The sequence below is a fragment of the Pseudomonas entomophila genome (genome assembly GCF_018417595.1).
In the GTDB taxonomy this organism is placed as follows: domain Bacteria; phylum Pseudomonadota; class Gammaproteobacteria; order Pseudomonadales; family Pseudomonadaceae; genus Aquipseudomonas; species Aquipseudomonas entomophila_C.
Map to the genome: position 1 here is coordinate 3,408,572 of NZ_CP070982.1, position 22,486 is coordinate 3,431,057.

Sequence of the window (22,486 nt, forward strand, 5' to 3'; positions counted from 1 at the left end):
CCATGCCCCATCTGGTTCTGCTGTACAGCCCGGACATCGAAGCCGACACCGATATGCCCGGCCTGTGCCGCGCCCTGGCCGATCGCATGCTCGAACAACACGACGAACACGGCCGCCAGGTGTTCCCCACCGGCGGCACCCGGGTGCTGGCCTACCCTGCCGCCCATGCGGCAATCGCCGATGGCCAGGGTGACTACGGTTTCGTCTACGCCAACCTGCGCATGGGCAGCGGCCGCAGCGCCGCGGTGCACAAGCAGGTCGGCGACCACCTGCTGGCGGTACTGCGCGCGTACCTGGACCCGCTGCTGGCCCGGCGCCCGGTCGGCGTCACGCTGCAGATCGACGAAAGCCAGGCCCAGGTTTACGACGCCAAGCACAGCAGCCTGCACCCCTTGTTCACCCGTCAGCCCTGAGGTTTCCATGCTCGACGCACACATCATCCAGCAAGCCGCCGCCCGCCTCGACCAGGCCGAACGCTCTCGCGAGCAGGTCGGCCAGTTCTCTCTGGCACACCCGTCGATCAGCATCGACGACGCCTATGCCATCCAGCGCGCCTGGGTGGCGCACAAGGTCAAGGCCGGCCGCCGGCTGGTCGGCCACAAGATCGGCCTGACCTCGCGGGCCATGCAGGTTTCGTCGAACATCACCGAGCCGGACTACGGCGCGCTGCTCGACGACATGTTCTTCGACGAAGGCAGCGACATCCCGTTCGAGCGCTTCATCGTGCCGCGCGTGGAAGTGGAGCTGGCCTTCATTCTCGGCAAGCCGCTCAAGGGCCCCGAGGTGAGCCTGTTCGACGTGCTCGAGGCCACCGAGTGGGTGATCCCCGCGCTGGAGATCATCGACGCGCGCATCCAGCAGGTCGACCCGGTCAGCGGCGCCACCCGCAAGGTGTTCGACACCATTTCCGACAATGCCGCCAACGCCGGCGTGGTCCTGGGCGGGCGCGCCGTGCGCCCGGGTGACATCGATCTGCGCAAGGTGCCGGCGGTGCTCTACCGCAACGGTGTGATCGAGGAGTCCGGGGTGTCCGCCGCCGTGCTCAACCACCCGGCCAAGGGCGTGGCCTGGCTGGCCAACAAGCTGGCGCCCTACGACGTGGGGCTTGAGGCCGGCCAGGTGATCCTCGGGGGCTCGTTTACTCGCCCGGTGGCCGCGCGCCCGGGCGATACCTTCCATGTCGACTATGACCAGTTGGGCTCGATCGCCTGCCGGTTCGTCTGACGCCAGCACCGAGACAACAAAGATCCCTTGTGGGAGCGGCCTTGTGTCGCGAAAGGGCCGCAAAGCGGCCCCAGCGGCCATTGCATCGACACTGAAATCCTGGGGCCGCTACGCAGCCCTTTCGCGACACAAGGCCGCTCCCACATGGTCAAACCGAAAACGACGAATACCCTGCCAGGCAGCTGCTCCCACATTGCCCCCGAATCCGCACGTTCAACGAGGACCACCTATGCACATGCCCATCAACACTTTCAAGCAACGCCTGCGCAGCGGTGAAACACAGATCGGCCTGTGGCTGGGCCTGGCCGATCCGTACTGCGCGGAGCTGGCAGCCAACGCCGGCTTCGACTGGCTGCTGCTCGACGGCGAGCACGCGCCCAACGACCTGCGCAGCCTGCTCGGCCAGTTGCAGGCCGTGGCGCCCTACCCGGCCCAAGCGATCGTGCGCCCGGTGATCGGCGATACCGCGCTGATCAAGCAACTGCTCGACATTGGCGCGCAGACGCTGCTGGTGCCCATGGTCGAGAGCGCCGAGCAGGCGCGCGGGCTGGTGCGTGCCATGCGCTACCCGCCCGAAGGCGTGCGTGGCGTGGGCAGCGCCCTGGCCCGGGCGTCGCGCTGGAACACCATCCCCGGCTACCTGGACCAGGCCGACGAGCAGATGTGCCTGCTGGTGCAGATCGAGAACCGCGAGGGGCTGGCCAACCTCGATGCGATCTGCGCCGTCGACGGCGTCGATGGCGTATTCATTGGCCCTGCCGACCTCAGCGCGGCCATGGGGCACCGGGGCAATCCGGGGCACCCCGAGGTGCAGGCCGCCATCGAAGACGCCCTGGTGCGGATCCAGCGGGCCGGCAAGGCGGCGGGGATTCTCAGCGCCGACCAGCCGCTCGCCCGGCGCTATATCGAGCTGGGGGCGGCATTCGTCGCCGTCGGCGTGGACACCACGGTGCTGATGCGCGGGTTGCAGGCGCTGGCCGGGGTGTTCAAAGAGGGGACGGGAGACACCGTTCAGGGCGGGGTCTACTGAACGGACGCAACCGCTGTAGGAGCGGCTTCAGCCGCGATCACCCGCAAGGCGAACCGCCCGCTGGCAGCCTCGGTCAAGATCGCGGCAGCCACAGGCAAGACGCCTACCGCCCGTTAGGTGCCCAATACCCTGCAACAGCCAGCGCTTGTGCAAGCCCTGCTTTCCAACAATTCCAACTGTCCAGGCTGCGCCATGATCAACATCGAAACGCCCACGTACTACACCGCCACCAAGAAGTACAACCTCAGCTTCCCCACCCTGGAAAGCGACATCGACGCCGATGTCGTGGTGATCGGCGGCGGCTTCTCGGGCATCAACACCGCCCTGGAGCTGGCCGAGCAAGGCATCACCAATGTCGTCGTGCTCGAAGCCCGCTACCTGGGCTTCGGCGGCACCGGCCGCAACGGCGGGCAGATCATGGCGGGTATCGGCCACGACCTGGAGAAGATCAAGGGCAGCGTCGGCGAGCAAGGCCTGCGCGAGATCTTCGAGATCAGCGAGCTGGGCGCCGGCATCATCAAGGAACGCATCGCCCGCTACCAGATCGACGCCGACTTCTGTCACGGCTATGGCTACATGGGCTTCAACGCCCGCCAGGAAAAGACCTTGCGCGCCTGGGAGAAGGACTTCAAGGCGATCAACAACAAGGACGAGATCCGCTTCCTCGGCGGCTCGGAGGTCAAGCAGATCATCGGCTCCGATGCCTACAGCAGCGCCCTGCTGCACATGGGCGGCGGCCACGTGCATTCGCTGAACCTGCTGCTCGGCGAAGCCCAGGCCCTGGTTAGCCATGGCGCGCGGATCTTCGAGCACAGCCCGGCCCTGGAAGTGCACTACGGCGAGCGCATCACCGTGCGTACCGGGCGTGGATCGGTGAAGGCCGGCAAGCTGCTGTGGGCCTGCGACAGCTTCCTCAACAAGCTCGAACCCGAGTTGCACGCACGCACCGTCAACACCTACGCCTTCCAGCTGATGACCGAGCCGTTGCCGGACGAGCTGATACAGCGCATCAGCCCGATCCGCGGCGCCTACAGCGATATCCGCCCGGTGATCGACTATTACCGCGTCACCCGCGAGAACCGCCTGCTGTTCGGCGCCGCCACGCCTTTCGTGGAGCACATCCCGAAAGACCTCAAGGCGTGGAACCGCAACCTGATGCTGAAGATCTTCCCCTACCTCAAGGACGTGCGCATCGACCTGGCCTGGGGCGGCCCGATGGCCACCAGCGCCAACCTGTTCCCGCAGATCGGCACCCTGAGCAACCGCCCCAATGCCTTCTACGTGCAGGGCTATTCCGGTTTCGGCGTCACCCCCAGCCACATCATTTGCAAGATCCTCGCCGAAGGCATGAGCGAAGGCTCCCGCCGCTACGACCTGATCAGCTCGGTCAAGCACGCGCGCATCCTCGGCAAGGACCACATCCGCCCATTGCTGCTGACTGCCGGCAAGACCGTGCATCAGCTGTCGGGCTTCTTCAACGGCCGCCGTTGATTCCTTTTCCCACCAGACTGGAGAACCACCATGACCCTTACCGCCGTCCGCCAGGGTGTGCAACTGTCCGAACTCGACGCCTGGGGCACCGTTGCCGACCTGGGCTCGACCATCCTCGAAGGCGAGGTCAAGTGCTACGGCAAGATGACCCACGGGGCGCCGACCGACCCGGTCAGCAGCGCCTACTTCGGCACCACGCAAGGCAAGTTCCGCATGGTCTACCCGTTCAGTGAGCAAGCGGTGATCGTGACCGGCGAGATCCAGCTGACCGATGAAGCCACCGGGCAGGTGACGCGTTACAAGGCGGGGGATGCCTGGTTCGTGACCAAGGGCACGCCGGTGCTGTGGGAGGTGTTGAGCGAGACGTTCGTCAAGCATTACCTCGCGGTTGCCTGATACCACATACACGTTGACCAAGCGCCGCTGGCGCGGCGCATCGCGGATAAATCCGCTCCTACAGGTACGACGCGGATTATCGGTTCGCCTGTAGGAGCGGATTTATCCGCGATGCACCGCACGAGCGGCGCTCGATCCCCATACCACCCAACCACTGCTCAACGCCCCGCCATCAACGCCATCGCCCGGTAATCCTTCGGCGACTGCTCGAACTGTTTCTTGAACGCCCGGCTGAAATGCGCCGAATCGGTGAACCCCCATTTGTAGGCGATGGAGGTGATCGACTCACGCTTGAGGAACGGGTTGGACAGATCGTCCGCACTGCGCTTGAGCCGTGAACGCTGGATGTAACGGCAGACACTGTCGCCCTCCTCCTCGAACAAGCGGTACAGATGCCGCACCGAAATGCTCAGGCGCTCGGCCAGGTTGGCCGGGGTCAGGCCGGGCTGGCCCAGTGACTCGTCGATGACCTTCTGCACATGGCCGCGCAGGTTGGCGCCACTGAGGCCCGACAGCGCGCCGGGGTTGTCGTCGGCCCGTTCGAAACCCGGCTCCAGCAAGGCGATGAAAGCGGCCTGCAGCGCCTCACCCTGAGTATCGCCGGCATCGTCCCCTTCGCGGCACAGCTGGTCCATCAGCAGGTGCAGCATGCGCCCGCAGGCGTTGGTCGAGGAGATCTTGCCGAAGGCCGCGCCCGAACCCGTGACATGCTTGCGCACCTGCTCGCGAGACAGCGCCAGCGACACATGCTCGATCAGCCCGAACGGGGTGATTTCACAGGGCCCCACCGAGTCCATCAGCAGCAGCTCGCCGGGCGACAGCTGGATGCTCACACCACCCTGGGTGATCTGCGAGTAGCCCATGCGCTGGCTGACCAGGAAACAGTGCTGGTCGTCGTCGCGGTCAGGGTTGTCGCCCAGGCGGCGGATATTGCCGGCGTTGGTGCGCAGGTTGGCCAGGGCCAAACCGGCGCGATTGAAGGTCGAGACCTCGCCGATGAACAGCGAGCGGTTGAAGGCAAGCTCGGTCTGGAACTGGCCACAGACTTGCTGCATGGCCGTGGTCCAGCGCTCCAGGCCGTCGTGGGCCGGGTTTGCGCGGTGCACTGAAGCGGGCTGGGGCAAGGACATGACAACCTCCACTCGCAACGATTGTAGTTATGGAGGTAATTGTTAACATGTTATCAATGAACGTACAACTGTCATCTCTTGTAGGAGCGGCTTCAGCCGCGATGCGGGTATCGCGGTGCCTGGCACCCGCTTTGCGGGTGATCGCGGCTGAAGCCGCTCCTACCAGAGAGGCGTTGGATTCAAAGACCGCGCAGGGCGTGTGCGAGGGCGTCGAAAGCCTGCCAGAGGTGACAGCACTGCTCGGCAGCGAGGGGGATGTAGCGACGGAAGGCTGGCATGCGGTTGACCACCTCACTGGCGCCCATGTGCTCCAGGGTCACCTGCCACTGGCCATCGCTGCACTCGATGGCCAGGCGCTTGAAGTCCAAGGGCATCAGGGCGGCGTGAACCTCTTCGAGGCGTGACTCGAGCCCCTCGAACAGTCCCTGGTCGCCACCACGCAGACGGCACGCCAGGCCAGTGCGGCGCAGCGCACCCGTATGGTGCAGCTCAGCCCGCAGCGTGCCCTGCCCCACGGCAGGCACGCGCAGGATGAACTCGCACATCACCAGGTGCATCAGCAGATGACTCTCGGTGCGTTCGCGCACTTCGATCCGCGGGCCATCCTCGCGGTAGGTAAACGATGCTGCGGATTGCAAATCCGTCAATCCCAGGTTACGCCACACCCGCTGCAAGGTCGCCCCCGGCCGGTATCCCGCCGGGGCACGCGGGCCAGTCAGGCGCTCAAGCCAGCTTGCCGACATGCTGCACCTGCTCGCGGTTAGGTTGGCCAGGCTCGGCGGCAAATTCCTTCTCCAGCACGTCCTCGACCCGAGCCGGCCTGAACGGGTTGACCTTCTGCACGCACAACGTCCAGAACAGTGCATACGCGGCAGTGGCGCCAAGCATCACGGCGAACGGCACATAGACATCGGCGGGGTTCATGCCCGGTGGGGTGATGAACCACATGCCCAGCAGGATGCCGATACTGGAGACGATCTGCGGCAGCGGGAACAGCGGCGAACGATAGGCGCGCGGCAGGTCGGGACGACGGATGCGCAGGATCACCACCGACAGGGTCACCAGCAGGTAGGCCGTGCTCCAGGCACACACCGCAGCCAGCACCAGGTGCAGGATATTGTCGGTGTTGCCGCCCAGGTACCAGGCGTGCAAGCACGGGATCAGCGCCACCACCAGGATGCACAGCAGCGGCGTCTTGAAGCGCGGGTGCAGGTAGGTGAAGACCTTGGGCAAGGCGCCGTCCACGGCCATGCCGTAGAGGATCCGCGGCACGCCGGCCATCAGCGTGTTGATGGTGGCGGCCCCGGCGAACAGGAAGCCGATGCCCAGCCACACCGGGCCGATATCCCCCATCACCTGCTCGGCGAAGCGCGGAATGGCCATGGGCGTGTCCAGCAGGTGCACGCCGCTGGCCGCGTCGAGCACCACGTTTTCCACCTGGCGCTTCATCGCCGCGCCATAGATGAACATGCAACTTGCTACACCGAAAAGGCCCAGGGCCATGGCCTTGGGCATCACCCAGGCCGAGCGGCGCAGTTCCGGGGCCAGCGGGGTGACGAACTCGCAGCCGACGAACATGAACATGGCCATGCCCACCAGCGACAGGATGGTCATCAGGTCGGTGCCCACCAGCGACACCCCGAACGGGCCCTCCAGCTCCACGGCCGGCGCGGCGATCAAGCCAAGCACGCCGAACACCATCAGCGTGGTCCACATGCCGAAGGTCAGCACCACTTCGGCGCGGCCGAAGGCGCTGACACCGAAAGCGTTGAGCACGCCGAACACCAGCACGAAACCCACCCCCAGCAGCCACGAGCCACCGGCCGATTCGGCGAGGGTATTGAGGTGCTCGAAGTTCACCAGGGCCATCACCCCGGAGAGGATCGTCTCGGCGGTGCCGGCGAACACATGCACGATCAGGTAGGCCGACAGGGTGCCGGTGATGGCGAAGAAGCGGCCCAGGCCGCAGTTGATGTAGTCGTACACGGAACCGGTGGTCGGCAGGATCGCCGCCGCTTCAGCGAAGGTGGTCGATTGCGCGAGCATCATCACCGCGGCGATCACCATGGCCACGGCGAAGGCGCTGCCGCCGATGCCGAAACCCATGGTCGCGGTGAGGATCACCGGGCTGGCCATGATCAGGCCGACGGTGCTGGCCAATGCAGTGGGGAAACCGACGGTGCCGCGGTTCAGGTGCTCGGTGAGCTTATTGTTGATTGTCATGGGCGGGCCCTGGCTGGACGAGGAAAGTGCTATGCCGGGTTACTGTGGCCTGTGTCCATGGCGCTGTCTTGCCCCTGCCTGCCGGCAGCCTTGCAATTCTCTGCCAGTCTTTGAATTCTTTGTAGGAGCGGCTTCAGCCGCGATGCGGGCACCGCGGTGTCCCGCACCCGCTTCGCGGGTGATCGCGGCTGAAGCCGCTCCTACAGGGGGCATTCCATATCAACGGGCAATGATCGCCTTGAGCACGGCCTTGAAGGTCTCCAACTGTTCGTGGCTGAACTGGCCGAACACTTGCTCCTGCTGGGTCTGGGCAATGCCCCACAGCCCCTCGGTTGCCTCACGACCGTCCTCGGTCAGGCACACCCGGCCATTATCCTCAGCCACCAGCCCCTTGCGCGTAAGGTTGGCCACAGCTTCGCCAACCTCGCGCTCGGGCATCGCCACTTCCCGCAAAAGGTCGGCTGGCGCGAGACCTGCGTCGTGCTCCAGCACCATCAACATACGTGCCTCGCTGGTGCGCAAGCCGGTGGCCAGTTGCCGGGGTTGGTAATCGCCCTGGTAAGCGCGTAGCGCCTGGGTCATCAAGTAGTACAGGTTGTGCTGCAAGCGGCCCTGGAAGTGGCTGCGGCCATCGCCACGCGGGGCCATGCGCGGGTGCGGCAGGACCATGGAATAGGCGCCCTGGTGATAGAGCAAGGGCGAACGGCCAAGGTCGTCGAACGCCAGCACTCTACCCACCAGGATCCAGTGGTCGCCGCCATCGAGCTGCTGGAACGTCTGGCACCGAAAGCGCGCCGCGCAATCCGCCAACAGCGGTGCGCCGCCCTCGCCCACCTCGTAGTCGATGCCGGCGAAGCGATCCTCGCTGGGGCGGGCGAAGGTGTTGGACAAGTCGACCTGATCGGCGGCCAGCACATTGACCGCGAAGTGCCCGGCAGCCTCGAATACGGCATGGCTGCTGGAGCGCTTGTCGATGCTCCAGAGCACCAGCGGTGGGTCGAGGGACACCGAGTTGAAGCTGTTGGCGGTGACGCCGACCTTGCGGCCAGCGGCATCGGCGGCGGTGATCACGGTCACGCCGGTAGCGAAGTTGCCCAGGGCGCGGCGCAAGGCGCGCGAGTCGAACGAGGTAGTCATGCAAGGCTCCGGATTCATTGTTGTTCTAGGGCTCAGGTCATTGCCGGGTCCGGCTCCAGCCCCATCAGCTCACGGCCGAGGATCTGTGCGCAGACGTCGTAGTCGGTGTAGGCATGGGCGCCGGTCATATGGGCGTCGCGGAACAGGCGCTGCAGTTCGCTGCTGTCGAACCAGGCGCCACCACCGGCGGCCTCCATCAAGCGGTCCACCGCCTGGATGCACAGTTTCACGGCATACCCCTGGTTGGTGCGCCAGAACGCCAACTCCGTGCGCGTGGGGTACTGGTGGCGGGCGCTGTAGTCGGCGATCTGTTCCCAGCTCTTTTCCAGCAAGGCCCGGGCTGCAGCAACCTGGTGGGTGGATTCGGCCAGGCGCATCAACGCTGGCGTAGCGGCACCGACGGCGGCACCGGTGTAGGCGCGCACGCGGTTACGGGTCTTATCCTTGAACGCTTCGAGCATCCGCTCGGCGATGCCCAGGCTGACCGTGGAGAAGCCGCTGGCGAAGTACGGGCGGTAAGGGTTGAAGTAGAGGGCGCTGTCCGGATACAGGCCAAACCCCGCCGACTGGCCTTCCATCATGTCCCGGGCCTTCTGGATGCGATGCTCGGGCACGAAGGCGCGGTCGACCACCAGGGTGCGGCTGCCACTGGCGCGCATGCCGGCCGCGAACCAGTCATCGCGGATCTGGTAATCGCTGCGCGGCAGCACGGCAAAGCAGTAATCCTGGCCGCCCTGCGGGTTGGCCCGGCGAAAGCCCATGATCGCCCACTCGGCATGGTCGCAACCGCTGCTCCAGCCCATCTCACCGCTGAACAGCACGCCCCCTTCCACTTCCTCGGTGCGGCCGAACGGGGCGATGCTGCTGCTCGCGGTGGCGTCCGGGTGGTCACGCCAGAGCTCGTCCTGCAACCTGGCCGAAAACATCGCCAGCTGGTGGCTGTGGGTGCACAGCAGGCTCATGGCCCAGGCCGTGCTGGCGCAGGCGCCGGCCAGGGCGGCGATGCATTCGGCGAACTGCGGCAGGCTGATTTCCAGGCCGCCGTAGTGCCGGGGCTGGAAGGCCTTGTGCAGGCCGATGCCCTTGAGCAGGGCGATGTTCTCGGCAGGCACGCTGCGCTCGCGCTCGGCCTGGTCGGCGCGGGCGGCGATGGCGGGCAGCAGGGGCTTGAGGTCTTCGAGCAGGGAGTTTGGCTTTTTCATGGTCTGGCTCATTGTTATTGGACCCTGGCGAACGTGGCCATCAGGTGGCGGCTCGCTGATGAATGCCGGGTCAGTATGGGAGCCGTGCTGCGCTCGGAAAATGCAACTTCCGCACCTCGAATTGCATTTTTCGTGGGGAATTTCGGGCTGGCAGGCTGGGTCATGGCGATGGCATGGAGAGACAAGATAGGGGAGCCTGACGGCCGTTAATCTGCTCGCTATTGACCATAGGGGCCGCGTCGCGGCCCTTCGCGGGCTCGCCCGCGAACGAGGGCGTAGCCCTCGCCATCTACGCCCCGACGGAGCCGAAGCATGAGCGACATCCCCCTCCTTTCCAGCGTCACCACGTTCCTCGCCCGCGACCATGGCCTGTACATCCATGGTCGGGTCGTCCCAAGCCAAGCCACTGCACGCATCAGCGTGGTCAACCCGGCCAACGGCGAGCCCATCACCCAGGTCGCCGACGCCAACCAGGCCGATGTCGAGCAGGCCGTCGCCTCCGCCCGCCAGGGCTTCCTGACCTGGTCACGCACCAGCCCTGCCGCCCGCGCTGCGGTGCTGTTCCGGCTGGCGGACCTGCTGGAAGCCCACCGCGAGGAACTGGCCCAGCTGGAAACCCTGCAGTCGGGCAAGCTGATCGGCATCGCCCGCGCCTTCGAGGTCGACCAGGCCGCGCACTTCCTGCGCTACTACGCCGGCTGGGCGACCAAGATCAGCGGCCAGACCCTCACCCCGTCGCTGCCCTCCTTCGCCGGCGAGCGCTACAGCGCCTTCACCCTGCGCGAGCCGGTGGGCGTGGTGGTGGGCATCGTGCCGTGGAACTTCGCGACGATGATCGCCATCTGGAAGCTGGCCTCGGCGTTGACCACCGGTTGCAGCATCGTGCTCAAACCCAGCGAGTTCACCCCGCTGACCCTGCTGCGCATCGCCGAACTGGCCAGCGCCGCCGGGCTGCCGCCGGGCGTGCTCAACGTGCTCACCGGTGGCGGCCTGGTGGGCAAGGCGCTGGTCGAGCACCCGGGCACCGACAAGGTGTCGTTCACCGGCTCCGTGCCCACCGGCATCGCCGTCGGCCAGACCGCCATGGGCGCCAAGCTGACCCGCGCCACCCTGGAGCTGGGCGGCAAGAACTCGGTGGCGTTCCTGCCCGACGTGGGCATCGACAAGGCGGTGGACGGCATCATCGAAGCCGGTTTCCTGCATTCGGGGCAGATCTGCGCCGCCGGTGAACGCTTCTTCGTCCACCGCTCGCGGATCGAGCCGCTGCTCGACGCCCTGGCGCAACGCCTGGCCCTGCTCAAAACCGGCTCGCCACTGGACGAAACCACACAGTTCGGCCCCGTGGCCAACAAGCCGCACCAGCAGAAACTCGCCGAGTTGTTCGCCCTCGCCCGCGCCGAAGGCAGCCAGATCATCCACGGCGGGCGCATCGGCGAAGGCCCCGGCTGCTTCGTCGAACCCACGGTGATCCTCGCCAACTCGGCCCAGGACAGCTTGCTCAACCAGGAAACCTTCGGCCCGGTGGCGACCTTCCTGCCCTACGACGACGAAGACGAGCTGCTGCAGCTGATGAACGCCACCCCCTACGGCCTGTCCGCCAGCCTGTGGAGCAACGACCTGGGCAAGGTCATGCGCCTGATCCCGGAGGTCCAGGCCGGCACCTTGTGGGTGAACATGCACACCCTGCTCGATCCCGCCGTGCCGTTCGGTGGTATCAAGGCTTCCGGCATCGGCCGCGAATTCGGCTCGGCCTTCATCGACGACTTCACCGAGCTCAAGTCGGTGATGATCCGCTACTGACCATGGCCAACGCCCTGGACGATCTGGGACGCTACTGCCTGCAGGCGTTCAGCCAGCAGGTGCCGGCATCCCTGGCGGCGTTCTACCGCATCGACGCCGGGCAGCAGGCCTGCGACTTCCTGCTGCAGGACCTGCAGGCGCCCATGCACGCACGCTACCTGGCGCGATACCGGGCCTTCGACCCGCTGCAACCCGGGCGCTGCCTGGCCATTGGCGGCCCCGTGGTGTCGCTGCGCCAGGGCCTGGCCCGTCTGCCGCAGGACCAGGGCCGTACCTATCGCCAGTTCCTGGCGCAGCATCAGGTGGTGGATGTGGTGGAGGTCATTGCCCAGGTGCAGGGCCAGCCTCGTGCGGGCGTTTCCTTGCTGCGTTGCGCCAGCCTGGGCGAGTTCCGTGACGTCGAGCTGCAACGGCTGCTGCCGTTGCATGGGTTGATGCAACTGGCGGTGGCCAGCCTGCCGCTGGCCGAGAGCGCCGTGCCCATCGCGCTCACCCCACGGGAACGACAGATCGCCGAACTGCTGCGCCAGGGCGCCAGCAACAAGCTGATCGCCCGGGCACTGGGGGTTGGCCTGGCAACGGTGAAGACCCACCTGATCAACCTGTTCCGCAAGCTGGGGGTGCGCAACCGCACCGAGCTTGTGGCCAGCCTGTTCCTGTGACTCAACCTTCCGGTTGATACCGGACCTTCCCGTGGCAATGCACCCTGTGGCCAAGCCAACCACAGGAGTCACCACCATGAGCAAACCCGCCGACTGGATCACCGTGGGCGCCCTCGCCGAGGGCTTCGCCCCGCAAGCGTTCACCCTGCCGCAACGGGCCGACCTTGCCGGGCGCATGCTCACCCTGCACTTCGCCAATGGCTGGGTCATCGAGCACCGCTTCGATGCAGAAGAACTGCACTGGCACGCCACCGACGGCCACAGCACCGGTAGCGCCAGCTACCGCGCCACGTCGGTGCGCGATGGGCTGTACCTGGTCGATTTCATCAAGCAGGAAGGCGACCAGGCCTGGTCGATCTCGCTGGTGCTCGATACCCTCAGCCGGTCCTTCACCGCCGTGCTCGGCCGCCTGCCCGACCAGGCGCAGACCGAGCGCGGCCTGTACACCCGCGCCCTGGCCGGCGAACCCTTGACCGGCGTCGAGGCGACCTTCCTCCACGGCACCCTCGACCGCCCCTGGCAGGACGGCGCCTGCCCCCACGCGCCGACCACCGAGCTGGTGGGGCTGCGCAACCATTACCGCTACAGCCCGACCGAAGAGTACGAGCACCTCTACCTCAACCCCGAGTACTACAGCTGGCAGTGCCTCAAGGGGGTCGAGCAAGGCCTGTGCGACACCGACCGCGCCTACTACTACAAGATCGCCGAGCAGCTGTACCTGTTCGTCTGGTGCGAGAAGATCGTGCCGACCCTGGGCCTGGTGATGATCGACCTGCTGCAACACCGCAGCGACGGCAAGATCTTCGGCTATGCCGGTGGCGGCTTCGAGGCCCTGGCCAACTTCCCGGTGTCCTCGTACTGCCGGGTGGTCAACCGTACGGAGTACCCGCAGTGAGCCGCCGCGTGCTGATCACCGGCGCCGGCAGCGGCATCGGCGCGGCCTGCGCCCTGCGCCTGGCGCGCCAGGGCTGGCAGGTGGCGCTGGTGGGGCGGCGCCAGGCGGCGCTCGAACGGGTCGCCGAGGCAACGGGGGGCCTGGTACTGGCGGGCGATGCGGCGGACAGTGCCACCTGGGGCGGCTTCATCGAGCAGGTCGAAGCGCGCTTCGCCGGCCTCGACGCGGTCATCGCCTGTGCCGGTGGACACGGCCTCGGGCGTGCCGGCGACACCAGCGACGACGCCTGGCGTGAGGCGCTGCGTGGCAACCTCGACAGTGCTTTCCACACCGCTCGCGCCTGCCTGCCAATGTTGCAGGCCAGCCGGGGCAGCCTGGTGCTGCTCGGCTCGATCGCCTCGCTGGCGGCCGGGCCCGAGGTGTGTGGCTATACCACCGCCAAGCATGCCCTGGTCGGTCTGACCCGCTCCCTGGCCCGCGACTACGGCCCTTCAGGGGTGCGGGTCAACTGCGTGTGCCCGGGCTGGGTGCGCACCCCGATGGCGGATGCGGAAATGCAGGCGCTGATGGCTTATCACGGTGACGACCTGGAGGCCGCCTACCGGCGCGTCACCCGCGACGTGCCCTTGCGCCGCCCTGCGGACAGCGACGAGATCGCCGCCGTGTGCCAGTTCCTGGTCAGCGCCGAGGCGAGCATCGTGACTGGCGCGGTGATCACCGCCGACGGTGGCTCGACCGTGGTCGATGTGCCGACCTTGGCCTACGCCCGCCTGGAGCCCCAGCCATGAGCGCGCAGTACGACTTCAGCGGGCGCACGGTGCTGGTCACCGGGGCGGCCGGGGGCATCGGCCAGGCCATCGTCGAGGGTTTTGCCGGCAATGGCGCGCGGGTGGTGGCCGTCGATGTCGAGCCTGTGGCGCTGGCATCCTTGGTCGAGGCACAGCGTGCACGAGACCATGACGTGCAGGCCCAACTGCTCGACCTGGCGGACGGCCAGGCCATCGCGGCCGTGCTCGATGCAATGCCGCGCCTGGACGTGCTGGTGCACAACGCCGCGTACTTTCCGCTCATACCGTTTGCCGAGATCACGCCGGCACTGTTGCAGCGCACCCTGGCCGTGAACCTTGGCGCGCTGTTCTGGCTCACCCAGGGTGCCCTGCCGCTGTTTCGCCAGCAGGCCGGAGGCTGCGTGCTGGCGACCTCTTCGGTGACCGGCCCACGGGTGGCCTACCCGGGCCTGAGCCATTACGCCGCGTCCAAGGCCGGGGTCAACGGTTTCATTCGCAATGCCGCCCTGGAGCTGGCGCCATTGAACGTGCGGGTCAACGGTGTCGAGCCGGGCATGGTGCGCACGCCGGCCATGGGCAATCTCGGCGATACCGCGCTGAATGCGCGGATTGCCGCCGGGGTACCCATGGGGCGCCTGGGCGAACCGGCGGATATAGCCGCGGCGATGTTGTTCCTGGCGTCCGATGCGGCCGGCTATATCACCGGCCAGACCCTGATCGTGGACGGTGGCGCAACCTTGCCGGAAACCCCCGCCCAATGAGGCCTTTGTAGGAGCGGGTTTACCCGCGATGCAAGCACCTCGGTGCAGGGCACCGGCTACGCCGGTGTTCGCGGGTAAACCCGCTCCTACAACCGCAATGGCGGCCAGGTGCAAGCGCGCTGGCAGCCACGGGCAAGACCCTCCCCCCTGTTCCACGCGCTAATGCCCCGTCGCCGTGCGACACCTGCCTCCACAACAACGCGGCCCCAAGACCGCACATAACGAACGAGGAACGATCCATGCGTCTCACCCCACGCCGTACCGTCCTGGCCCTGGCCTTGCTGGCTGCGACCCAGGCCACGTCGGCCCACGAGCTGTACGCCGACGACGACACCCACCTGAACGCCGACCTGCTCGCGGTCTGGGGCATGTTCAACAGCCGCCACAACTATGACGGCACGCCCGGTGGCTCGACCTGGCGCGAGGGCTTCATCAAATACGGCCTGAGCGGCGACCACGGCCTGGCCGGCAATGGCAGCCTGTACGGTGCACTGAACTGGGTGAGCTCCGGCGCCTGGGGCGACGGCGATGCCGGAGGCAACCAGGATGGCTCCGAGCGCACCACCAAGATCGAGGACGCCTACCTGGGCTGGCGCTCCGGCACCCTGTTGCCGTTGCTGGGCCAGGATGGCGTGGACATTTCCGGCGGGCGCCAGGTGATCCGCCTGGGCAGCGGCTTCCTGATCAACGACGATGGCCCCAACCTGGGTAAAGGCCCGGCCGATGGACACCTCAATCGAGGCGGTGGTTTCTACCTCGGCGCCCGGCATGCCTTCGACCGCACGGCGGTGTTGCGCCTGGGGGGCAACGAGGGTTTGCACGGCAGCGTGCTCTGGCTCAAGTCCGACAACCGCGCCCAGGCCGAAACCGAACTGGCCGCCGGCACCCTGGACTACACCCACGCGCTGGGCACCCTGGGCCTGACCTATATCCACGGCATCGATGTCGCCGACCAGTGGGCCAGCGATTTCCAGAAGGCCCGCGAAGGCATGGATGTGTACAGCTTTCGCGGTGAGGGCAACGCCGGCTTGGCCAATACCCGCCTGGCCTTCGAATACGCCTGGCAGGACAAGCGTGGCGGCCGGGAAACGGCCTGGTACGCCGAGGCTGGCTACACCTTCGCCGAAGCGCCGTGGGCGCCACAACTGACCTACCGCTACACCCGCTACTCAGCGGGTTGGGACCTGCTGTTCACCGGCCTGTCCGGCGGCTACGGCACCTGGATCCAGGGCGAGGTGGCGGGCAACTATGCCGGCCCGTTCAACACCAACAGCGGCATCCACCATGTCGGCTTGAAAGCTACGCCACGGGACGACGTCACCGTGGGTGCGCTGTTCTTCGACTTCAATACCGTGCGCACCCGCGACACCCTGAACCTGGATGCGCAGGAGCTGGACCTGTATGTGGAATGGGCGGTGAACGAACACCTGATCGTCACCCCGCTGCTGGGGCTGTTCAAGCCGCGCAAGGATCAGAGCAATGGCGGCAATCAGGTGGGGAGCGGGACCAATGTGTACAGCCAGCTGACGGTGGCGGTGCCGTTCTGAGACATCGCGGGGCAAGCCCGCTCCCACAGCGGGTCGTGGGAGCGGGCTTGCCCCGCGATGGAGTCCAATCAGCCCAGCAACAGACGCAGGTCAGCGCCGGCCCCGGTCAACGGCGGGCACCAGTAGTAGCCGCCGCTCAGCGGCCGGCTGAAGCGGTACAGACCATCGATCACACCATCTTCCAGGCCGCTCATGCGGCGCAGTTGCACCTCGAAGGCATCGAACGAATACCCCAGGGCCACGAACGCCAGACCCGCGCCGCGCTCGTCGGCCCAGGCCAGCGAACGGCGGACGATGAATGCCTCGGGTTCGAAGCTCTCCTGGGCGGTGCGCTTGACGTGGGCCGACTCGGGCGCGTCGTCGAGCTCTTCGTTATCGCTCAGGCGGCGGCCGATGATGTTGTCCTGCTCATCCTGGGGCAGCGACTTGAAGTAGTTCAGGTCGTGCTTCCACAGCTGGAACGCGGCAAAGCTCGAACCCGCCAGGCCCGGCACATCGCCCGCCACGATGGCGGCGGCGACGGCGTCTTCGTCCACCGGGTTCTCGGTGCCGTCTTCGTAGCCGGTCAGGTCATGGCCACCGCGGTGCAGGAAACCATCGACGCTGTCCACCAGGCGCAGGGCCGGCGCCAGGGCCTGTTGCAGGGCCTGGGCGCGCAGGAACAGCTCGCCGCGCTCTTCGCCGCGCAGCCACAGCCACAGGGCGTGCTGGGTGGCCGGGTTCTCCACCACCGCGTCCAGTTGCGGGAAGCTGCGCAGGCCAGGTACTTCACGACCCAGGGCCTTGGCCAGCGGCGCGCCGACGGCGAGGACCAGGGTTTTACCGTCGACCTGCGGCAGCAATTGGTCCAGGACGGCGGGCAAGGCCTCGACCGCGTCGAGGGCGAAGAACAGGTGGCGGGCATGGGCCGGCACCGGTGTGGCAAGCAGACCTGGCTGGAACGGCATGACAGGCTAATCCTCGGCAAAAGCGGGAATGCTACTGCGCCGGGCGCGGCATCGCAACGCGACCCGGGGCCGCTGCTCTCGCTGGGTTTAGTAACAAACGGTTACCAAGAAAGGCCTATTGCGATTAGCTATCGTTCCAGCGCCGCCTAGACTCCCGGGATCCTTCGCCCGAGAGACCGCCCATGACCGCCTCGCCGCTGCTCACCGCCGTCCTGCCCCTCGCCCTGGGCATCATCATGCTGGGCCTGGGGTTGTCGCTGACCCTGGCCGACTTCGCCCGGGTGGTCAAATACCCGAAACCCGTGGTGATCGGGCTGACCTGCCAGATCCTGCTGCTGCCGCTGGTGTGTTTCCTGATCGCCAACGGCTTCGGCCTGGAATCGGCGCTGGCGGTGGGCCTGATGCTGCTGGCCGCCTCGCCGGGCGGCACCACGGCCAACCTGTTCAGCCACCTGGCCCATGGCGACGTGGCGCTGAACATCACCCTCACCGCGGTCAATTCGCTGATCGCCATTCTCACCATGCCGTTGCTGGTGAACCTCTCGCTGGCCTGGTTCATGGCGTCCGACCAGGCCATCCCGCTGCAATTCGCCAAGGTCATGCAGGTGTTCGCCATCGTCCTGCTGCCGGTGGCGCTGGGCATGCTGATCCGCCACTGGGCGCCACGGTTCGCCGCGCGCATGGAGAAACCGATGAAGCTGGTGGCGGCGTTGTTCCTGGCCTTCACCATCGTGCTGGCGCTGACGAAAGACTGGCAGACGGTGGTCGAGTACGCGCCGGTGGTGGGTGGCGCCGCGCTGCTGTTCAACCTGCTGAGCCTGGGGGTGGGTTACTGGGTACCGCGCCTGCTGAGCATCCCCCGGCGCCAGGCGATCGCCATCGGTATGGAGATCGGCATTCACAACGGCACCCTGGCCATCGCCCTGGCCCTGAGCCCGACGCTGCTGAACAACGCGACCATGGCGGTGCCGGCGGCGATCTACAGCCTGATCATGTTCTTCACGGCAGCGGGGTTCGGCTGGTGGGTGAGCCGCGGGCAAAAGGCCGGGATCGCGCATAGCACAGGGGCTCTGTAGGAGCGGCTTCAGCCGCGATACGGGCAACGCGGTGCATGGCACCCGCTTCGCGGGTGTTCGCGGCTGAAGCCGCTCCTACAGGCCCCTGCGCCGCTTCAGCTGTTGCTTCAACACTCGCAACGGTGGCGCATAGAAGAACCCGAACGAAACACTGCCCTCGCGCCCCTTCACCGCATGGTGCAGCCGATGCGCCCGGTACAGGCGCCTGAGGTAGCGATTGACCGGCTTCGGCGCCCGTGGCCAGTGGCGGTGAAAGAAACCGTCATGGGCCAGCACATAGGCCACGCCATACCCTGCCACGCCACCGCCGACCCACTGCAACGGCGCATGCCCGGCCTTGCCCAGCGCCACCAGCGCCGTGGCGACCAGCCCCAGGGCGAGCAGATACAGGTCGTTGGTTTCCAGCATGCCCAACTGCGGTTCATGGTGCGAGCGATGCAGCCACCAGCCCCAGCCATGCATGACGTACTTGTGGGCCAGCGTGCCGACGCCTTCCATGGCCACCAGGGTGCCGAACAGGATGGCGAGGTTGAACAACATGAGACGATCCGGGGGGTTGGCAACGAAAGGCGCAAGGGTAACATTGCCGGCAGGTCATTCGGAGGGATTTTCCATGAAGGATGTACACGCTTCGGCCAGCACCGGGTTCACCCGCCAGTCGGGCAACTACGAGCAGGGCCGGCCGGACTACCCCATCGCGCTGCAGGACTGGCTGCGCGACACCTTGAGTGTCGGCAACGACACGAATGTGCTGGACCTGGGTGCCGGCACCGGCAAGTTCACCCGCCTGCTCACCTCGCTGGCACCGCGCCTGACGGCGGTGGAGCCGGTGGCCGCGATGCGCGAGCGCTTCCATGAGCAATTGCCCGACGTGCCCGTGCTCGAAGGCACCGCCCAGGCCTTCCACTGGTTCGCCGATACCGCCGCCCTGGCCGAGATGCACCGGGTGCTGGCGCCCGGCGGCCGCCTGGGGCTCATCTGGAACGTGCGCGACGAAACGGTGGACTGGGTGGCGCGCATCACCGAGATCATCACCCCCTACGAAGGCGACACGCCACGCTTTCACACCGGCCGCTGGCGCGAGGCTTTCGACGGCCGCTGGTTCAGCGCGCCAACCCTGACCACCCTGCCCCATGTCCACGAAGGCAGCCCGCAGACCGTGATCATCGAGCGGCTGCGCTCGGTCAGCTTCATCGCCGCCCTGCCCCAGGCCGAGCAGGACAAGGTCATGGCGCGCCTGCAGGACCTGATCGACCACCACCCCGACCTCAAGGGCCGCGAGCGCATCGCCTTCCCCTACCAGACCCAGGCCTACCGCTGCCAGCGCCTGGATTAACCGGATTGTCATGTTCCGCGCCTTGACCCGACGCCGGTCGAGGCGTATGGTCCGCCGCGCACTCAAGCATCCCCTCAACAGGAGCCCCCTGCATTGGACAGTAGCCCCAGTCGATTGCGACAGGCCCACACGGCGAGCTAGTCCGGCAGCGTTCCTGCCACTGTCTCGCCGCACACGGTAGACGGTGGTTTCCTCCAGCCCTCCACGGCTGAGCATCCCCCTTCCCCTGCAGCGTTGCCATCCGGCATCGCGCGTGGTCCTGCGCATTCCTTGTTTTCAATCGCGCCGTCTTCAGCCGGCGCAAGTGCGGGCCATTGCCCGCGCAATGGAGTTCGCTATGGATTGGAAAATCTTCCTGCTGCGCGTGAGCGTGGCCCTGCTGCTCGGTGCCGTGATCGGTGCCGAGCGTCAACTGCGCCAGCGCCTGACGGGCCTGCGCACCAACGCACTGGTGAGCACCGGCGCCTGCCTGTTCGTGCTGATGACCCAGGCGGTGCCGGGCATGGCGCCCAGCGATGCCTCGCGCATCGCCGCCTACGTGGTGTCGGGCATCGGCTTCCTCGGTGGCGGCGTGATCATGCGCGATGGTTTCAACGTACGTGGCCTGAACACCGCCGCCACCCTCTGGTGCACCGCGGCGGTGGGCGTGCTGTGCAGCCTCGGGCTGCTGCTCGAAGCATCGCTGGGCAGCCTGGTGGTGCTGTGCGCCAACATCCTGCTGCGCGACATCGCCCAGCGCCTGGACCGCCAGGACGTGGTGCCGGCCAGCGAGGTCGAGCAGCGCTTCGAGGTGCGCATCGTCTGCCGCGCCGAGGACGAGATCCAGGTGCGCAGCCTGATGCTGCACAGCCTGAGCGACCCGGGCCTGCGCCTGCAGTCGCTGCACAGCGAGGACCTGGCCGACCCGGCGCGCCTGGAAGTGCGCGCCGAACTGCTTGGCACGCCCCAGGCGCCCACCGCGCTGGAGCGGCTGGTCAGCCGGGTCAGCCTGGAGAAAGGCGTGAGCTCGGTGCGCTGGCAGTTGCAGCGCCCAGTACTCGATACCGACTAGCCGTCGCTGCGCAGGTGGCGCTCCCTGAGTTCCTGGCGCTCCTTGGCTTCGATGCAGAGGGTCGCGGTGGGGCGCAGCAGCAGGCGGCGCAGGCCAATGGGCTCGCCGGTTTCGGCGCACCAGCCGTAGTCGCCCCGGGCCAGGCGTTCCAGCGCCTGGTCGATCTTGTCCAGCAGCTTCTTCTCGCGCTCCAGCGAGCGCAGTTGCCAGTGGCGTTCCTCCTCGGCGCTGCCGAGGTCGGCTGCGTCGCTGTGCACTTCCTGCTCGCGCAGGGCGCGGAACTCCTGTTCGATGCGCGCTTGCAGGTCGCGGCGCTGGGCCAGCAGCAGGGTGCGGAAGAACTGGCGCTGGGGTTCGCTCATGTAGGCGTCGGCGGGTTGGTGTAGCAGCTGGTCTTCGGTCATGGGGGTTAATCCTGTTTCTTGGGTCTGCTGCGCAGCCCCGGCTTCAATTACCGGCCATACATCAGGGGCAATCCCTGACAATGCGCTTGCACCCGCCCGTGGTGCCAGGCCAGTTGCCCGGACACCACGGTGCTGCGCACCACATGGTGGAAACTTCGCGACTGGAACGGCGTCCAGCCGCAACGGGCCAGCACCGGGTCGTCGGCCACCGCGCGCGGCGTGTCCAGCCGCTCGACCAGGGCAAGGTCGGCCCAATACCCTTCGCGCAAGAAACCACGCTCGCGGATGGCGAACAGCTCGGCTACCGCGTGGCTGGTCTTGGCCACCACCTGCGCCATGCTCAATACGCCTTCGCTGACCAGCTCCAACGCCGCCGGCAATGCGTGCTGCACCAACGGCAAGCCGGATGGTGCGCGGCTGTAGCGCTGGCGCTTTTCTTCCAGCGTGTGCGGCGCATGGTCGGTGCCGATCACATCGATGCGCTGGTCGAGCAAGGCCCGGCGCAAGGCGTCACGGTCGCTGCGGGTCTTGATCGCCGGGTTGCACTTGATCAGGTGGCCGAGGCTGGCGTAGTCGCCATCGTCGAACAGCAGGTGATGCAGGCACACCTCGGCGGTGATGCGCTTGCCCGCCACAGGGCCCGGCTGGAACAGTTCCAGTTCGCGGGCGGTGGTCAGGTGCAGCACATGCAGCCGGGTACCGAAGCGCCGGGCCAGCTCGACCGCCAGGCTGGACGAGCGATAGCAGGCCTCGGCATCACGGATCAGCGGGTGTGCCGCAGGCGGGATGAACTCGCCGTGGTGCGCCTGCCAGCGGGCTTCGTTGTCCAGGATGCTCGGGGTGTGCTCGCAGTGGGCGAGCAAAAGGGTCGGGGTATAGATGAACAGCTTCTCCAGCACCTGCGGGTCGTCCACCAGCATGTTGCCGGTGGAGGCGCCCATGAACACCTTGACCCCAGCCACCTCGCGCGGGTCCAGCGCGGCGATGGTGTCGAGGTTGTCGCGGCTGACGCCGAAGTGAAAGCCGTAATTGGCCAGCGAACTGGCCGCCGCCCTGCGCTTCTTGTCGGCCAGGGCCTCGAGCGTCAGGGTCGGTGGATGGGTGTTGGGCATGTCCATGAAACTGGTGATGCCCCCCGCCACCGCCGCCCGCGACTCGCTGGCGATGCAGCCCTTGTGCGGCGCGCCCGGCTCGCGAAAGTGCACCTGGTCGTCGATCATCCCGGGCAGCAGCCAGGCGCCCTTGGCATCGATCTCGCACCGCGCCCGGGCGCCTTCCAGGCTACCGCCGATGCGTTCGATCCGGCCATGGCGCACCAGCAGGTCGCCTTCGAACTCACGCCCTTCATTGACCATGCGCGCATTGCGCAGCAACAGCTCGTCCATG

The 22,486-nt window shown here is 66.9% G+C and carries 23 protein-coding genes; 14 read left to right on the top strand and 9 right to left on the bottom strand.

What is annotated here, in order from left to right:
- Positions 1 to 2: 2 nt before the first annotated feature.
- The 5 genes from JYG34_RS14860 to JYG34_RS14880 all read left to right on the top strand — a co-directional run bounded on the left by JYG34_RS14860 (position 3) and on the right by JYG34_RS14880 (position 4,141).
- The gene (locus tag JYG34_RS14860) at positions 3 to 413 is read left to right on the top strand and encodes a 5-carboxymethyl-2-hydroxymuconate Delta-isomerase (RefSeq protein ID WP_213657162.1); all 411 of its coding nucleotides are present in this window, start codon (positions 3 to 5) and stop codon (positions 411 to 413) included.
- 7 nt (positions 414 to 420) lie between these two features.
- Positions 421 to 1,224, top strand: coding sequence for a 2-oxo-hept-4-ene-1,7-dioate hydratase (hpaH, locus tag JYG34_RS14865; protein ID WP_213657163.1), 804 nt, complete (start codon positions 421 to 423; stop codon positions 1,222 to 1,224).
- Between the two features lie 229 nt (positions 1,225 to 1,453).
- Positions 1,454 to 2,254, top strand: a complete 801-nt coding sequence (gene hpaI / locus JYG34_RS14870) for a 4-hydroxy-2-oxoheptanedioate aldolase (protein ID WP_213657164.1) — start codon at positions 1,454 to 1,456, stop codon at positions 2,252 to 2,254.
- A gap of 192 nt (positions 2,255 to 2,446) precedes the next feature.
- Positions 2,447 to 3,745, top strand: a complete 1,299-nt coding sequence (locus JYG34_RS14875) for an NAD(P)/FAD-dependent oxidoreductase (protein WP_213657165.1) — start codon at positions 2,447 to 2,449, stop codon at positions 3,743 to 3,745.
- 30 nt (positions 3,746 to 3,775) lie between these two features.
- Positions 3,776 to 4,141, top strand: a complete 366-nt coding sequence (locus JYG34_RS14880; RefSeq protein ID WP_213657166.1) for a cupin domain-containing protein — start codon at positions 3,776 to 3,778, stop codon at positions 4,139 to 4,141.
- 158 nt (positions 4,142 to 4,299) lie between these two features.
- On the opposite strand, the gene feaR is transcribed toward JYG34_RS14880, so the two are convergent.
- From feaR to JYG34_RS14905, 5 genes are all read right to left on the bottom strand, one after another.
- Positions 4,300 to 5,271, bottom strand: coding sequence for a transcriptional regulator FeaR (gene feaR / locus JYG34_RS14885; protein WP_213657167.1), 972 nt, complete (start codon positions 5,269 to 5,271; stop codon positions 4,300 to 4,302).
- Between the two features lie 179 nt (positions 5,272 to 5,450).
- Positions 5,451 to 6,014: a DUF3156 family protein gene (locus JYG34_RS14890; RefSeq protein ID WP_213657168.1), complete on the bottom strand. Its 564-nt coding sequence runs from the start codon at positions 6,012 to 6,014 to the stop codon at positions 5,451 to 5,453.
- Entirely contained in the window at positions 5,995 to 7,494 is a 1,500-nt protein-coding gene (locus JYG34_RS14895) for an APC family permease (protein ID WP_213657169.1), read from the bottom strand. The genes JYG34_RS14890 and JYG34_RS14895 overlap by 20 nt, the downstream gene beginning before the upstream one ends.
- 219 nt (positions 7,495 to 7,713) lie before the next feature.
- Positions 7,714 to 8,631 (bottom strand): p-hydroxyphenylacetate 3-hydroxylase reductase component, encoded by a 918-nt coding sequence (locus JYG34_RS14900; protein ID WP_213657170.1) that lies wholly within the window; start codon positions 8,629 to 8,631, stop codon positions 7,714 to 7,716.
- Between the two features lie 32 nt (positions 8,632 to 8,663).
- Positions 8,664 to 9,833, bottom strand: a complete 1,170-nt coding sequence (locus tag JYG34_RS14905) for a p-hydroxyphenylacetate 3-hydroxylase oxygenase component (RefSeq protein ID WP_213657171.1) — start codon at positions 9,831 to 9,833, stop codon at positions 8,664 to 8,666.
- Positions 9,834 to 10,145: 312 nt separating this feature from the next.
- Between JYG34_RS14905 and JYG34_RS14910 the strand changes: the two genes are divergently transcribed.
- From JYG34_RS14910 to JYG34_RS14935, 6 genes are all read left to right on the top strand, one after another.
- Positions 10,146 to 11,633, top strand: a complete 1,488-nt coding sequence (locus tag JYG34_RS14910) for an aldehyde dehydrogenase family protein (protein WP_213657172.1) — start codon at positions 10,146 to 10,148, stop codon at positions 11,631 to 11,633.
- A 2-nt stretch (positions 11,634 to 11,635) separates the two neighbouring features.
- The gene (locus tag JYG34_RS14915; protein WP_213657173.1) at positions 11,636 to 12,295 is read left to right on the top strand and encodes a helix-turn-helix transcriptional regulator; all 660 of its coding nucleotides are present in this window, start codon (positions 11,636 to 11,638) and stop codon (positions 12,293 to 12,295) included.
- Positions 12,296 to 12,371: 76 nt separating this feature from the next.
- On the top strand, positions 12,372 to 13,190 hold the full coding sequence (locus tag JYG34_RS14920) for a molybdenum cofactor biosynthesis F family protein (RefSeq protein ID WP_213657174.1): 819 nt from the start codon (positions 12,372 to 12,374) through the stop codon (positions 13,188 to 13,190).
- Positions 13,187 to 13,978, top strand: coding sequence for an SDR family NAD(P)-dependent oxidoreductase (locus JYG34_RS14925; protein ID WP_249746169.1), 792 nt, complete (start codon positions 13,187 to 13,189; stop codon positions 13,976 to 13,978). The genes JYG34_RS14920 and JYG34_RS14925 overlap by 4 nt, the downstream gene beginning before the upstream one ends.
- Positions 13,975 to 14,739 (top strand): SDR family oxidoreductase, encoded by a 765-nt coding sequence (locus JYG34_RS14930; RefSeq protein WP_213657175.1) that lies wholly within the window; start codon positions 13,975 to 13,977, stop codon positions 14,737 to 14,739. Before JYG34_RS14925 ends, JYG34_RS14930 begins: the two co-directional genes overlap by 4 nt.
- A gap of 239 nt (positions 14,740 to 14,978) precedes the next feature.
- Positions 14,979 to 16,286 carry a hypothetical protein gene (locus JYG34_RS14935; protein ID WP_213657176.1) on the top strand — a complete coding sequence of 436 codons (1,308 nt, stop codon included), beginning with the start codon at positions 14,979 to 14,981 and terminating at the stop codon, positions 16,284 to 16,286.
- 68 nt (positions 16,287 to 16,354) lie between these two features.
- Here the strand turns inward: JYG34_RS14935 and JYG34_RS14940 are convergent, their stop codons facing one another.
- Positions 16,355 to 17,233, bottom strand: a complete 879-nt coding sequence (locus JYG34_RS14940; RefSeq protein ID WP_213657177.1) for a Dyp-type peroxidase — start codon at positions 17,231 to 17,233, stop codon at positions 16,355 to 16,357.
- Positions 17,234 to 17,415: 182 nt separating this feature from the next.
- Between JYG34_RS14940 and JYG34_RS14945 the strand changes: the two genes are divergently transcribed.
- Positions 17,416 to 18,309 (top strand): bile acid:sodium symporter family protein, encoded by an 894-nt coding sequence (locus JYG34_RS14945; protein ID WP_213657178.1) that lies wholly within the window; start codon positions 17,416 to 17,418, stop codon positions 18,307 to 18,309.
- Positions 18,310 to 18,384: 75 nt separating this feature from the next.
- Here the strand turns inward: JYG34_RS14945 and JYG34_RS14950 are convergent, their stop codons facing one another.
- Positions 18,385 to 18,849, bottom strand: a complete 465-nt coding sequence (locus JYG34_RS14950) for a sterol desaturase family protein (RefSeq protein ID WP_213657179.1) — start codon at positions 18,847 to 18,849, stop codon at positions 18,385 to 18,387.
- Positions 18,850 to 18,922: 73 nt separating this feature from the next.
- Here JYG34_RS14950 and JYG34_RS14955 point away from each other — a divergent pair, with 73 nt between their 5' ends.
- Both JYG34_RS14955 and JYG34_RS14960 read left to right on the top strand, forming a co-directional pair.
- Positions 18,923 to 19,645 carry a class I SAM-dependent methyltransferase gene (locus JYG34_RS14955; protein WP_213657180.1) on the top strand — a complete coding sequence of 241 codons (723 nt, stop codon included), beginning with the start codon at positions 18,923 to 18,925 and terminating at the stop codon, positions 19,643 to 19,645.
- Positions 19,646 to 19,982: 337 nt separating this feature from the next.
- Entirely contained in the window at positions 19,983 to 20,696 is a 714-nt protein-coding gene (locus tag JYG34_RS14960) for an MgtC/SapB family protein (protein ID WP_213657181.1), read from the top strand.
- On the opposite strand, the gene dksA is transcribed toward JYG34_RS14960, so the two are convergent.
- Together dksA and JYG34_RS14970 are read right to left on the bottom strand one after the other, a co-directional pair.
- A complete protein-coding gene (gene dksA / locus JYG34_RS14965) occupies positions 20,693 to 21,100 on the bottom strand; it encodes an RNA polymerase-binding protein DksA (protein ID WP_213657182.1) in 408 nt (135 codons plus the stop codon). The genes JYG34_RS14960 and dksA overlap by 4 nt on opposite strands.
- Before the next feature lie 47 nt (positions 21,101 to 21,147).
- Positions 21,148 to 22,485: a dihydroorotase gene (locus JYG34_RS14970; protein ID WP_213657183.1), complete on the bottom strand. Its 1,338-nt coding sequence runs from the start codon at positions 22,483 to 22,485 to the stop codon at positions 21,148 to 21,150.
- Position 22,486 lies beyond the last annotated feature (1 nt).